The organism is Zhongshania antarctica, from assembly GCF_014202945.1.
GTDB classification, from domain to species: Bacteria; Pseudomonadota; Gammaproteobacteria; order Pseudomonadales; family Spongiibacteraceae; genus Spongiibacter; species Spongiibacter antarcticus.
Genome location: NZ_JACHHW010000001.1, coordinates 1 through 13,752, shown reverse-complemented (window position 1 = coordinate 13,752; position 13,752 = coordinate 1). Strand labels below are relative to the sequence as shown.

The 13,752-nt window shown below is 49.9% G+C and carries 12 protein-coding genes and 1 tRNA gene; 9 read left to right on the top strand and 4 right to left on the bottom strand.

What is annotated here, in order from left to right:
* The first annotated feature begins 47 nt into the window (after window positions 1-47).
* The 3 genes from HNQ57_RS00060 to HNQ57_RS00050 all read left to right on the top strand — a co-directional run bounded on the left by HNQ57_RS00060 (window position 48) and on the right by HNQ57_RS00050 (window position 4,825).
* On the top strand, window positions 48-1,115 hold the full coding sequence (locus tag HNQ57_RS00060) for an efflux RND transporter periplasmic adaptor subunit (protein ID WP_184460600.1): 1,068 nt from the start codon (window positions 48-50) through the stop codon (window positions 1,113-1,115).
* Between the two features lie 6 nt (window positions 1,116-1,121).
* A complete protein-coding gene (locus HNQ57_RS00055; protein WP_184460599.1) occupies window positions 1,122-4,253 on the top strand; it encodes an efflux RND transporter permease subunit in 3,132 nt (1,043 codons plus the stop codon).
* Window positions 4,254-4,468: 215 nt separating this feature from the next.
* A complete protein-coding gene (locus HNQ57_RS00050) occupies window positions 4,469-4,825 on the top strand; it encodes a YibL family ribosome-associated protein (RefSeq protein ID WP_184460598.1) in 357 nt (118 codons plus the stop codon).
* 477 nt (window positions 4,826-5,302) lie between these two features.
* Here the strand turns inward: HNQ57_RS00050 and arsB are convergent, their stop codons facing one another.
* From arsB to HNQ57_RS00035, 3 genes are read right to left on the bottom strand one after another with little or no spacing between them, the layout of a single operon-like run.
* Window positions 5,303-6,307, bottom strand: a complete 1,005-nt coding sequence (arsB, locus tag HNQ57_RS00045; protein WP_184460597.1) for an ACR3 family arsenite efflux transporter — start codon at window positions 6,305-6,307, stop codon at window positions 5,303-5,305.
* A gap of 27 nt (window positions 6,308-6,334) precedes the next feature.
* Window positions 6,335-6,817 carry an arsenate reductase ArsC gene (locus tag HNQ57_RS00040; protein WP_184460596.1) on the bottom strand — a complete coding sequence of 161 codons (483 nt, stop codon included), beginning with the start codon at window positions 6,815-6,817 and terminating at the stop codon, window positions 6,335-6,337.
* A 33-nt stretch (window positions 6,818-6,850) separates the two neighbouring features.
* Window positions 6,851-7,204 carry a metalloregulator ArsR/SmtB family transcription factor gene (locus tag HNQ57_RS00035; protein ID WP_226968269.1) on the bottom strand — a complete coding sequence of 118 codons (354 nt, stop codon included), beginning with the start codon at window positions 7,202-7,204 and terminating at the stop codon, window positions 6,851-6,853.
* Between the two features lie 29 nt (window positions 7,205-7,233).
* Between HNQ57_RS00035 and HNQ57_RS17970 the strand changes: the two genes are divergently transcribed.
* From HNQ57_RS17970 to HNQ57_RS00010, 6 genes are all read left to right on the top strand, one after another.
* Window positions 7,234-7,356: a hypothetical protein gene (locus HNQ57_RS17970; RefSeq protein WP_264299227.1), complete on the top strand. Its 123-nt coding sequence runs from the start codon at window positions 7,234-7,236 to the stop codon at window positions 7,354-7,356.
* On the top strand, window positions 7,356-7,838 hold the full coding sequence (locus tag HNQ57_RS00030; protein WP_184460595.1) for a hypothetical protein: 483 nt from the start codon (window positions 7,356-7,358) through the stop codon (window positions 7,836-7,838). The genes HNQ57_RS17970 and HNQ57_RS00030 overlap by 1 nt, the downstream gene beginning before the upstream one ends.
* Window positions 7,822-10,155: a CFI-box-CTERM domain-containing protein gene (locus HNQ57_RS00025; protein ID WP_184460594.1), complete on the top strand. Its 2,334-nt coding sequence runs from the start codon at window positions 7,822-7,824 to the stop codon at window positions 10,153-10,155. Before HNQ57_RS00030 ends, HNQ57_RS00025 begins: the two co-directional genes overlap by 17 nt.
* A gap of 141 nt (window positions 10,156-10,296) precedes the next feature.
* Window positions 10,297-10,383 (top strand) — tRNA-Leu (locus HNQ57_RS00020).
* A gap of 160 nt (window positions 10,384-10,543) precedes the next feature.
* The gene (locus tag HNQ57_RS00015) at window positions 10,544-11,536 is read left to right on the top strand and encodes an AAA family ATPase (RefSeq protein ID WP_184460593.1); all 993 of its coding nucleotides are present in this window, start codon (window positions 10,544-10,546) and stop codon (window positions 11,534-11,536) included.
* 13 nt (window positions 11,537-11,549) lie between these two features.
* Complete coding sequence (locus tag HNQ57_RS00010) at window positions 11,550-12,905, top strand: S8 family peptidase (protein WP_184460592.1); 1,356 nt, start codon at window positions 11,550-11,552, stop codon at window positions 12,903-12,905.
* A 24-nt stretch (window positions 12,906-12,929) separates the two neighbouring features.
* Here HNQ57_RS00010 and HNQ57_RS00005 read toward each other — a convergent pair.
* Window positions 12,930-13,752 (bottom strand): IS3 family transposase (locus tag HNQ57_RS00005; RefSeq protein ID WP_184460591.1); only part of this gene is annotated, 823 nt, incomplete at its 5' end.

Here is a 13,752-nt window from a genome sequence, read left to right as displayed (position 1 = left end):
ATTTATCTATATTCATGCCAATCTGGATCCACTTGAGAATGTTGGCAATGAAACGCTTTTATATCGCAGCGACGCTACTATGTTTAGCGAATTTTCTTCTGGTGGGGGCGCAAGCTGAAACACGACTGCATCCAGTGAATTACCTTACTATTCAAGAACAGTCGTCCTATGACGCTCAGCGGCTATTTGCAGGGCGCGTCATCGGCAGCCAGCGCGCAGAGATCGGCTTTGAACTTGCTGGGCAAGTATTGAGCGTGAGCGTTGAAGACGGCGAGCGTGTCGAGACGGGGCAGGTGCTTGCAAGCTTAGACACCCGCAGTTTGAAGATTGAGCAAACTGAACTTAATTCGGCGCGGGTTGAAGTCAGCACCCGTCTTGCGCAAATTGATAAAGACCTCATTCGCTTGCAGGCTTTGCGCGACAAAGCGTACGTGTCGGAAGGTCAGCTGGAAGCCCTAGAATCAAATCGCCAAGCGACGGCTGCGCAGTTAGCGCAAGTTGAATCCAAACTTAAGGGTGTGGCCTTACGCTTGCAAAAATCCAAGCTCCTTGCACCCTTTGCTGGAGAAATTGCCGGTATGCAATTAGAGGCGGGGGTGCTCGTTGCTGCCGGGCAGCCACTGATGCAAATTGTGCAATCCAGTCGCAGTGAAGCCGTTTTTGGGATCTCTGACCAGCTGGGTCGCAACCTCGTTGTTGGTCAACCCTTACCCGTAATGGGTGATTTTGGCGAATGGCAAGCGAACCTTATTTCGGTTTCGCAGAATCTTGATTGGCGCACGCAAACACGCACCGTGCGCGTTAGCATGCCGGTTGATGCCCCAGCTGTCGATGGAAATACCGCTTACTTAATTTTGCCCGAGACACGTCAGGTCGCGGGCTTTTGGGTGCCGCTGCAGGCATTGCTCGAGGACGTGCGTGGGACCTGGGCCGTTTATCAGTTAGTGCCGACCGAAGAGGGCCGATTCCAGTTAAAAAAGCGCTCGGTGCAAGTTATTTATCAATATGAAGGCCAAGTATATTTAAGTGGCGGGCTGCGCAGTGGCGACCGCGTTGTCAGTGGTGGCATTCATCGCTTAGCGCCTGAATTGCATGTTATTTTGGCCCAGGAGTAAACCCGAATGAGCCAAAATCTCCTTAACAACCCGCGGATGGTCGCGCTGGCATTTGCCCTTATTTTGGTGGCAGGGCTTGCTGCCATTGGCAGTTTGCCGCGTATGGAAGACCCGCAGATGACCAATCGGCATGCGCTGGTGATTACTGCTTTTCCCGGCGCAAGTGCGGAGCGGATCGAAACACTGGTATCTGAGCCATTAGAAGACGTGATTCGCCGTATTCCTGAAGTTATTCATGTCACATCTCACTCTAGCTCTGGGGTGTCGATCGTCGTAGTGCAGCTGAAAGACGAGATTTACGGCGACGAGAATGTGGTGCTGTGGGCAGAAATACGCGACAAAATTGAACAGTCGCGACACTTGCTGCCAGCGGGCGCCTCAGCACCGGTTGTTGATACTGAGCGCGGCCACGCCTTTACGTGGATCGGCGCGCTTGTTTGGCAGGGCGAAGGTGAGGTTGACGAATTGCGCCTTGGTCGCTACGCCGAAGAATTGGCCAGCCGGCTGCGCGGCCTATCCGGAACGGATTTAGTGAAGCTCTATGGCGCCCCAGCGGAAGAGGTTCAAGTTAAAGTTGATGTCGTCAAGGCGGCTGCGGTCGGGCTGGATGTACCGCAAATAGCGGCCTTGTTAAGCAATAGTGACGCTAAAACGGCTGCCGGTGAATTGAGTAATGCCACGCAGCGTCTGTCGCTCGAGCTAGAGGGAGGCTTTGATGAGCTTGAGCGGGTTCGCCGCACGCCGCTGTTAACCCTAGCGAATGGTGGCTCATTGCAGCTGCAAGATATTGCAGAAATATATCGCGGCGAGCCAGACTCACCGTCTGAATTTGCAATAATTGGCGGCCAGCGCGGTGTGGCAGTGGGGTCGCGGATGCTGTCTGACCGCCGGGGTGATCATTGGACAGAAAGGCTGCAGCAGGAAGTTGCCGAGTTTAAGAAAACATTACCCGAAGAAGTCGGGGTGCAAGAGCTATTCGTACAAGAGCGCTACAACGATGTTCGGCTCAGTGAATTGGTAAGTAATATTTTACTTGGTTTTATCTTCATTTTTATTATTTTACTTTACACCTTGGGCTTGAGGTCGGCGGTCATTGTTGCCGTGTCATTGCCGTTAACGATGATGTTTTCACTCGCCTGTATGCGTTTCTTTGACTTGCCCATCCATCAGATGTCGGTCACAGGGCTCATAGTCGCGCTGGGTATTATGGTCGACAACGCGATTGTGGTTGTAGATACGGTAATGCGTAATCGTCGTAATGGTTATTCGCCCGTCGCTGCATCAGCCAAAGCCTTGCGCCACCTTTGGATACCGCTGCTGGGCTCAACACTAACGACTATTTTAACGTTTATGCCCATCGTTTTAATGGCAGGCCCCGCTGGCGAATTTATCGGTCCGTTAGCGTATGCAGTTATATTTTCGCTAGCCGGTTCCTGGCTCATTTCTTTGCTGATCATAGCCCCTATAGCCGGTCGGTGGTTGGACAAAAAGCAACGCAGTGGCACGAGTCATCCGAAATTAGATAATTACTTTAGGTCCATACTTGGGTGGGTCTTGCTAAGACCTCGCCGAGTGATGTTGTTGGCGTCAATCTTGCCGCTGTGTGGCTTCTTTTTGATAAGCACTTTACCAGAACAGTTTTTCCCGCCGTCAGACCGGGACATGATTAATTTTGAGCTATTTCTTCCCGCGGGCACCAGCATACATCGCACTTTAGAGGCAACAGAGGAAGTCAGTACGCTTATCAATGCGCATCCCGAGGTAAGGGCTTTAAATTGGTTTGTTGGGCAAAACGGGCCGTCGTTTTATTACAATTTAAAAGACAGTCGCGACGGTTCATCCAACTACGCGCAAGCGATGATCACGGTGGTCGATTTTAAGGCTGCCAATCGCTTGGTAGGCGAGTTGCAATCCGAGCTAGACGCGGCGTTTCCTGACTATCAAATTGTGGTTCAGCGCTTGGCGCAGGGGCCGCCATCGAATGCACCGGTTGAGCTGCGCTTGTATGGAAATGATATAGCCCAGTTAAAACGACTCGGTGATCAGCTGAGACGCATCGCCCTAGAAACCGAAGACGTTATTCACACTCGTGACTCGCTCGCTGAAGTCGTGCCCAAGGTTTGGTTAGATATTGATGAAAGTGAGGCTCAGCGCAGCAAGGTCGGCTTAAAAGATTTGTCACGGTTACTGGCGGCGAGTGTCGACGGAGTTGTGAGTAGTAGCTTGCTCGACCGCACTGAGCAAATTCCAATTCGGGTATCCGGCGCACAAGTAAAGCAACTGAGCGTTGATATGTTGATGTCGTTTCCCTTGGCGCTGCCAACGGGCCCGCGTCCCTTGTCGGCCTTGGCGGATGTTAGTTTACGCCCCGCGCAAGCCAAAATATCGCGCAGGGACGGTATGCGAATGAATACCGTTGAGGTGTATATCGGAAATGGGGTGCTACCAGCGGTGGTGCTTAATCGCATAAAAGCGAACATAGAAAATGAAGGCTTTGTGGTTCCCGACGGCTATAAACTGGAGGTTGGCGGCGAAGCAGAAGAGCGCAATAACACGGTGGGTAAGCTGTTGGGGAGCGTCGGAATTATTCTGGTGCTACTGGTCGTGACCGTGGTAATGGCCTTTGATTCATTTCGGTTGTCCGCCTTGGTCTTTATTGTGGCTATTCAGTCGGCGGGCATGGGCATGTTAAGCCTTTGGTTAGCGCAATTCCCTTTCGGTTTTACAGCAATTATCGGCTTAATGGGGTTAATGGGCTTAGCGGTTAACGCGGCAATTGTTATTTTGACTGAGCTCAAAGCCTCGCCGTTGGCCATGTCGGGGAATCGAGTTGAAATTGTTGAAACGGTAGCGATATGTACCAAACATATCAGCTCCACCACAATAACAACGGTGGTGGGCTTACTGCCCCTTATTTTATCTGGAGGCGGGTTCTGGCCACCATTTGCGATTGTGCTAGCGGGTGGCACCGTGCTGACAACGATTTTGTCTCTATTTTTTGTGCCTGCAGCGTTTCTGGTGCTGCGTAGACCCTATTTCTTAAAATATTTCCCTAAATCGAAATCCGACAACGAGCAGTCAGACGATCTACTCGCTGCGCAAACAACTGTGAGTAAGCAGGTGAGCGATTTAGCTTAGTATTTAAGCTCAGCAGTGGCCCAAGCGCGGCCACTGTCGCTATTCCCCGTTTTGGCTGGTCTCGTCAGAGCTTTATAAGGTAATTTTCGTGAACTGGCTTAGTAGACTCAATTCTGCTTGAGACTTCTTGCTATACTGCCGCCCATTAATAGGCCAGCGCTAACGAGAGCTGGCGCAGAGGTATGCGTATACGTACCTAGAGCGAGGTTTACACTATGAATTTGAATCAAGACATCCAGCTACTGAATAACAAGATTGACCTGTATCGCCGTAAATTAGAGGCGGCTAAGCTGCGGGACGATCAAAAGTCAGTGCTGCAGTTTAAAAAAGAGCTCAGTACGCTAAACCGCAAAGTGGCCAGCATTAAAGGTATGCGCGGCGCGCAAAATGCGGGCAAGGCCGAAGAACTCAAGGCCCTTGGGTTTAGCCGAGCATTGACCAAAGCCGAGCAGGCCGATATGGGTAAATTCAAAAAAACGGTGCGGGGCCTGGTTGTGGTACATCCGCTGACTGCGCTCGGTAAGGAAATGGGTATTAGTGACGTGACTGGTTACGCGCCTGCAAAATTCTAAGAGCGCTAGATGGGCGGCATTATTGCAGCGTGTGCTAATGTTCCCGATTGTGAGCCCGAGTAGCCAATGAACATCGCGAATTCATTCGGGTTTGGCTGAGAGCGTTTAGCTTTAGCGTCGTAGCTAGAATAGACACCTGCCTCCGCAGGTGTGACGAACTTTTCTCACTTATTTGCGCTCACGCCGAGCCAACTAAGTCATACCTGCCGACACCTCGCCATACGTGCGTGCAGCTCGCCATGTCTCCCTAAACCTTGTCATACGTGCGCACATCAAGTCGTCCCTGCGCATATCAAGCCATCCCTGTCGCACATGAAGTCATCCCTGTGCAGATCAAGTCATCCATGCGCAGATCAAGTCATCCCTGCGCAGGCAGGGATCCATGTGAGCGCAGCGAAGGCCCTTAAACGTCAGGCCTCAGACGCCCGACACTCCAAACAACTCGCCTTTACGTCTCCCGTCAAGCATCGAGCGGTATCATCCAAACCGATGCTGATTACGATTTGCAAAATACACTAGCGACAACATCACCGGCACTTCAACCAATACGCCAACCACCGTTGCTAGCGCTGCCCCCGAGTTTAAACCAAACAGCGAAATAGCCACGGCTACGGCTAGCTCAAAGAAGTTGGACGTGGCGATCATGCAGGCTGGCGCGGCAATATTAAAGGGCAGTCGCAGGCGCTGCGCGGCAAAAAAACTCAAGGCAAAAATGCCATAGGTTTGAATGAGCAGCGGAATGGCGATAAGCACAATAATATGGGGCTTGCTCAGAATAACGTCTGCCTGAAAACCAAAGAGCAGCACGATGGTGGTTAATAGGCCGCAAATAGACCACGGCTTGAGGGTCTTGCCGAGCTTGGTAATGCCGTTGCCACGAATGAGCTTGCGAGTGAGGTAACCAGCCGCAAGCGGGATAAGCACATATAAAAACACCGACAGCAGCAGAGTCTGCCACGGCACGGTAATAGCGTTAACGCCAAGTAAAAGGGCGCAAATCGGCGCAAAGGCAAACACCATAATAATATCGTTTATTGAAACTTGGACCAGGGTGTAATTTGGGTCGCCATTACAGAGTTGGCTCCAAACAAAGACCATTGCCGTGCAGGGTGCTACCCCAAGTAATATCATCCCAGCAATGTATTCGCTGGCGGATTGGGGGTCGACCCAGCGGGCAAATAGCACATCAAAAAATAGCCAGGCGATAAGCGCCATGGTGAAGGGCTTTATCAACCAGTTCACAACCAGCGTAAGGGCTAAGCCTTTTGGCTTTTTGCCAACGTCCTTTATAGCCGCAAAATCAATGTGGATCATCATTGGGTAAATCATGACCCAAATAAGCACTGCTACCACTAAATTAACATGAGCTATTTCGAGGCTAGCAACAAGGCTGAAGAGGGTGGGGAATACCTGTCCCAACACAACGCCGACCACAATGCTCAGTGCCACCCAAACGCTCAGGTAACGTTCAAATAATCCCATGTAAAACTCCGAAAGGTAAAAAGTAGTTTAGTGTGCGCCGAGCGTGCGCAGGGCGTTGAGCCGCTCATCGGCTGGCAATGCGCCTAGGTTTAAGGCGAGAAGCGCGGCGGTGCGGCGCTGAATTTCTGCGATGCAAGCGTGAAACCCTGCGGCGATCTCGCTATCGCTGCCCGTGAGTTTTGATGGGTCGGCTAATCCCCAGTGCACTTTTTGGGCGCTGCCCAACCACAGCGGGCAGGCTTCGCCGGCAGCGCTGTCGCACACGGTAATGACTAAATCTGGGGCAAAATGGCGGTGCTCGTCCCAAGACTGGCTGCGCAGCTCAGTAGTTGTAATACCTATCTCGTCCAAATATCGCAGGCTCAAAGGGTGAACCTCGCCGCTAGGTTGGCTGCCCGCGCTGCGCGCCTCAATTGCACCTGCGCCCGCTGCGTTACTAATGGCCTCGCATAAAATACTGCGGCAGCGATTGTGGGTGCAGATATACAAAATTTTAAATGGCGTGGTCATGTCCGTACTCGGTGGAGTGAAGGCGTGCGCAAATTAGCAGCAGCGCTCATTAAGATGGCTGTTCAATAGCGTGTTTTCAAGGTGAATAAAATCGGGTGCATTGTTTAATGCCAGCGCGATTACCGACACCTGCCACGGTGCTAGCGCCGTGTTTAGGCGGTAGTAAATCCACTTTCCCCGCCGCTCATCGCTCACTAAGCCGTGCTTTTTAAGCTCGGCAAGATGACGAGACACTTTCGGTTGGCTGCTAGCAAGAGCAAGTGTCAGATCGCAAACACACAGTTCGGCATGGCTTTTGAGTAGCAGCAATATTTTAAGCCGAGTGTCCTCCGCAAGGCATTTGAAAAATTGGGGTAGTGGCATGGCGGGCGTGACCTTGGCTAACATATGCGAATTTTCATATATGTTAATAGTCGATGTCAAGAGCGCAATTTGGTGGTTGGGCCTGTGTGAATCCCTTACTTATTACCGTGGCCGCAACCGTTAAACTAGCGGGTATTGATAAATCAGGCTGCTTATCGGCACTGGAAGAGGACTAATGCTAACGCTCAAACAGTATGTTACCGCTACGATAGACCTGTGCTTAGTGCTCGTTGCAGTGGGCGGTTTGTTGTTCGCTTGTACCAATCAAGAGGCGGATCGTCAGCGCGAGAGCCGCGACGCCGTCATTCTTCAGAATGTGGTTTTGCACGCGCCCTTAGATACATTGGTGAATCTAGATGAGTCTCTGTGGCGTATAACCGGAGAAGGCCTAGCGATCCATATCGACCCGGATTTGGGCTTACTGGTAGATATTCGCTATTGGTCCAAAAACGTTGACGTTATGGTCGCAAATATCAAAAACACGGGCTATACATTAGACTATATGAATCCGGTTAATCAGCGTCTTAGGCTTTGGGTTAAAACTCGAGTGCAATTACAACAATTAGTCGCGATTGAAGGAATTACTGCCGTGTCAGCGAGCACTGGCAAACCTAAGCGGGAATTATCCCTGAAGGCATTCGATGAGCGTAAAAAATAGCTGGCCAACAATACTGGTGTTTAGCATTAGTCTGCTTAGCACCGGTGTTTTTGCAGAAGCCAATATAAAGCAGAAGCTTGCACAAACCTCGCCAGCGCTCGCTAAAATGGACAGTCATCTGCAGCGGGCGGTTGGCGTCAATCGTCTGCCTTTACTCGATATTGGCCAAGAGCAGGCTTTGGTGCGCGGCAGCAGCGGCGTGCAGAAAAGCATGGTTGTTGAGTTACATCTTTATAATGACACCGGTTTGCAGGAGTTCTTAGCAGAGCAGGACATACAGCTTTTATTCTTAAGCGGTAATGGCAAATATGCGTCGGTGAGAACATCTTCAGCCCTTGCACTGCTTGCCCTGGCTGAACTCAGTAACATCCGCTCGCTTAATTTAGAGACACCCTCGGTGCTGCGGGTTGGCTCGGTTACAAGCCGGGCGGGTCGGGCGATGCGTTCCGATATTATTAGTAACACCCTAGGCGTAAATGGCAGCGGTCAGACCATTGGTATAATTTCAGACAGCTTTGCCCAGACCAGCGCCATGCGCGATAACAATACCGCGCCTGCACTCTACGCTGCCGGTAATCTGCAGGGCAGCCGCTCACAAGGTAGTGGTGACCTCCCGGCTTCTATTGGCCTGCTTCGCGATGACGTTGAAGGCGGTACCGACGAAGGCGCTGCCATGGCTGAACTGGCCTATGACGTTGCGCCGGGCGCCAACTTTTTATTTCACACGGCAGGCAGAAGCCGCTTTGAATTGGCTGAGGCCATAGATCAGCTGTGCAGTCCGGGCAAGGCAGATATTGTCGTTGATGACATTTTGTTCCTCAGCGAAAGCGTGTATCAAGATGATTTACCCGCACTGGCCGCCAGTCGCTGTGTGGCGGCGGGGGTACCTTACTTGACCGCGGCGGGCAATGACGCCGATCAGGCTTACCGATACCTGTTTAAAGACTCAAATACCAGTATAGATGAGCCCGGTGTTAGCGCGACGCCTACTGGCAATGACCTGCATAACTGGCGCCCAAATGGCAGTGATCAGTTTTTAGCGCTTACCCTTGCGCCGAATTCATTAACCTATGTTGTACTGAATTGGAACCAGCCCAATGCGTCGGTAAGTGCCGCCAACGGCGCACAAATAGACCTCGATTTATACGCGACGCGCGCCCCGAGCGTGCTTGCGTTCAACGAAACTAGCCCAGACTACGTGGATGCCGGTAAAAATGAGCAGGGAACAACCGGCAATCCAAGCGGTGACGCCTTTGAGTTTGTGACCTTAGAGAGTGGGTCAAATACCGAAGTTTTTTACATTGCAGTTGAACATTTTGATGGCAACCAAGACGACATTCCGCAAAAGGCGGGTATTCGCTTAGAGTTTCGGATGTTGATCACAGGCGATAAGCCCAGCAATGTTGAGTACCCCTATAATGGCGTTGCTGTTTGGGGGCACTCAATGGCTCGCAACGTTGCGTCAGTCGCGGCCGTGCCGTGGTGGGAGTCGCCAGAATTTCGTCCAGAAGGCTACGAAACCATTGGCATCGACCCAGAACCCTTTACCTCGCGGGGCGGCACCAATCGCTTACAGTTTGATCAAAACGGCAATTATCTTGTAGAAAATCGCGAAGTACCCAGCTTTGCTGCAGTTGACGGCAACAACAACACCTTTTTGGGGGTGTCGTCTGCCAATGTGGCGCCAGAAGATGGCGAGCCAGATAACTTCCCCAACTTTTATGGGACCTCTGCTGCTGCACCGAATGCCGCTGCCGTTTTTGCGCTTTATAAACAAGCCTACCCAACAGCGACACCAGCGCAGTTGATTGCCGCAGTTAAAAATACTGCCATCGACGTAAATGGTCGTCGCGCAGCCAATGGCTACGACGATGTAAGTGGTGACGGCTTAATTAATGCGGAGGCAGCGGCAAGCGCCCTTGCCATATCAGTGGGCCAAGCGCCCCCAGCAACACCGGCACCGGCAGCCAGAAGTGGCGGTGGCGGTGGCGGCGGTGCATGTTTTATTGCCACTGCGGCCTACGGCAGTTATATGGCGCCAGATGTACAAGTATTGCGCAATTTTCGCGACACCGTATTACTGCCCTACAGCTGGGGGCGTAGCTTGGTGGCCACCTATTATCAATACTCACCGCCGATAGCAGAGACCATTGCCAGCTCAACGACACTGCGGGTAATTACCCGAGTGGGGCTTAGCCCTTTGGTTTATGGGCTTAAATACCCACTATGGACAATGGCGGGCCTACTGGCCGCATTACTGCTGTCATTGCGCTATCGTGCCCAGCAACGGGCGCGTGAGGCGGTAATTACCAATTAGGCAGTAATTAAAGCCCCTAAGCCGTTGATTTTTTTGAATCATATCAGTAGACTGCGAACGCTTTTAAAGCACTAGCGCTACCCAAAAGCCGTTGTTCTTAGGTTTTTGTATCATTACTGGCTCTTACGCCAGAACCCCTTAGCCCGGGTGGTGAAATCGGTAGACACAGGAGACTTAAAATCTCCCGACAGCAATGTCGTGCCGGTTCAAGTCCGGCCCCGGGCACCAGTAAAATCAATGACTTACGATGATTTTATTTATTAATCCTATTATAATTAATCTTGTGTAGACAGAGTGCATGACTGACTCTACATTCTGTTATTCTTAGTAATAGCGGTGTGAGCCGAAATATTACATACTGAGATTATATCCACTTAAACTGATTATTATGGCTTCCGCTGATCAAATAAAAGCACTAGTAAAGTCCTTTTTAGATAGTGATGAAAATCGCTTCTTAACTGTTGCCTTACAAATGGCCGACAGGGAGGACCGCCTCGGGCATACCAAGTTTGCCGGAGAATTACGGTCATTAGTGCGTTCTAAGAAAGAGCAAGACACCCCAGCTACTTCCAGGCTTGCTAAATTCAGCGCAATTAAGAGATCTACTAGCCACGATACAAATAGGGTGGACCTTGGGTCGCTTCTGCATTTGACTCATGCGGATACTAAGTTATCCGAGATTGTTCTTAATCCATTGATACAAAGTAAAATCGAGAAAACTATTCTAGAGCATCGTCAATATGCCGAGTTGTTAAAATATGGTCTTTCTCCTACAAGAAAAATATTACTCACTGGTCCGCCAGGTACCGGTAAAACGCTAAGTGCTAAGGTACTTGCTACCGAATTACGCCTGCCTCTGTATACACTTCAGTTTGATGGGTTGATTAGTCGTTACTTGGGAGAAACTGCGGCAAAGTTGCGAGCGGTTTTTGATAAAATATCGACGTCTCGTGCGGTTTATCTCTTTGATGAGTTTGATGCCATTGGCGCACACCGTGATTCGAGCAATGATGTCGGCGAGGTTCGACGGGTTCTAAATTCATTTTTAAAGTTTTTTGAGGATGACGACTCAGAAAGCTTAATAGTGTGCGCGACTAATCATCCGGAGCTTTTAGATAAAGCGCTTTTCCGTAGATTTGATGACATTGTCGAGTTTCAAAAACCAAGCAAAGAAGAAGCCGCAAGGTTTATCCTTAACAGATTAGTACAATTTCGATTAAGTAAATCGAAGATTCGAGACACTTACAAATACGTCGAAAATTTAAGTTATGCCGATTTAGGGCAGGCTTGTGATGAGGCAGCTAAGGACGCAGTGCTTTATCGAAAAGGCGAGATGACAATTGATTTACTCATAGGTGCATTGGCGTCAAGGGTAATATGAGCTAAGGAATGAAATGGATTTCAAGCACATCTTTCTCGAGAACAAACGGATAGAACTAGGTTACTCGGGCTCCGGGCGCGGGAATTTCAAAAAATTTGAGCGAACAATTAGCGAGAGAGTAAGTCACGGAACGTCCTTAGTTAACTCTATCGATAGCTTTTTTCCTGAAGAACGGCCAGTCGAATATATAAGTGAGGCGCCAGGTACTTATATTGAGATATTGAGTGTTCCGGGATTTGAACTAGCAATTGAATCGTTGGATACAAGGGAGTGTAAGCTTTGTAATCTTCGAGTGGAAGGTGAGCAGTGGCGGGCAACTGTATTAATATTTGACGATAAGCGTACGGTCTTCACGAATAAACTCCAACGATATATAGGCCAAGCTGGCGGGCAAACCAATGACACTCTATTCGACAATATTGCTGAGGTTCGTTTAGCACAATTGAGTGATTTTTGGACGTCCAGCCCTAGTCGCTACCCGGGTAGCGAAGATGAGGTTATTTGGTGGGAAGTATGGTTGCGTCGAATTAGCCTTAAGCGTCAAGAGATAGAAGAATTTAAAGAATATTGCAAGAATCAAAATATAACTGTAAGTGGTGGCTTATTAGAGTTCGAGTTCCAGTCGGTTTTATGTGTTAATGCATCAGCGAACCAGCTAAAGGGTTCTGTAGCGTTAATTTCATGCCTCGTTGAGCTCCGTCGAATAGTCGATACTGCAAACTTTTTACTAAGCCAGCAGCCTATTGATCAAGCTGAATGGGCAGATTTATTGCTCGAGAAGACAAGCTATATAGAAACTCCGACAGCTTCAATCCTGATTTTCGATAGTGGTGTCGACTACAACCATCCTTTGATTTCTCCCTCCCTGCAAGCAAGTGACTGCTACAAGTGGAATGTTGATTGGCCGGATTATGACTCGGGGAATGTTCACGGTACTTTGCAAGCTGGGTTGTCAATATACGGTGATATCGCTCAAGCGATACTTTCAGATGAAGCTATTTCAGTTACGTATCAGCTCGAGTCTTGTCGTGTACTTCCTCCTCTCGGTGTAAATGAAAAAGAGCTTTATGGGTCGCTTACATATTATGCGGTTAAAGAAGCAGAAAAAAATGCGAAGTTAAATCGGGTAGTCTCTATTGCGATAACAGCAGACCATGACGGTATTACTGGACAGCCGACGTCGTGGTCTAGCGAGATTGACTATCTCGCATTTGATGCGGAAGGTACGCGGCTTTTTGTGATTAGTGGAGGAAATGTTCGCGGTGATGATGTCGGTATAGATTATCGTGAAGCAACTGCGAAATGTAGTATTGAAGACCCCGGCCAAGCATGGAATGCGATTACTGTAGGCGCATATACTCAAATGTAGTGGTCAAGTAAAACTGGCCACGGTTTAGTGGCTAATCCAATACTGCCCCTCGGCTGCATTTGGGCTTAAACCACGGTTATGTTGATGTGGTCTTGTTTGGCTGTAATAACCAACAAGGTATTCCGTAATCGATTGCTGGGCGTCGGTAAAATTTCGATAACCCAGCGTTGGAACCCACTCTGTTTTTAAGCTCCGAAAGAATCGCTCCATCGGCGCATTATCCCAGCAGTTACCCCGACGACTCATGCTTTGCTCGATTTGATAGCGCCACAAATGTTGCCGAAATTTCCGGCTGGAATAATGACTACCTTGATCCGAGTGAAACATAACTCCTTTGGGTTTTCCCCTCGCTTCAAAAGCCATACTCAATGCCTGGCCGGTAAGCACGCTATCGGGTGATAACGACATCGCCCAGCCTATTGGCTTGCGTGCATATAAATCTATCACCACCGCCAGATAAGCCCAGCGCTGTCCCGCCCAGATATAGGTTACGTCGCCGCACCAAACCTGATTCGGCTGGCTAACTGAAAATTCTCGATCAAGCTTGTTAGGTACTGCAATATGCTCCTGGTTAGCTTTCCTGTAGCGATGACTCGGTAATTGACAGCTGACTAGCTCCAGCTCTTTCATTAAGCGCGTCGCGCGATACCGGCTGAGCTGAATACCCCTGTCGGTTACGATGGTTGCAATCGTTCTCGCACCGGCCGAGCCATTGCTATCCTTGTGCGCAGACCGAACCTCGCTGAGCAGCGTAATTCGCTTTAAGCTCGGCATATTGGGTCGCTTAACCCAATACTTATAGCTGCTGCGATTAACCCCGAACACATCGCAAATTAACGCCACCGCG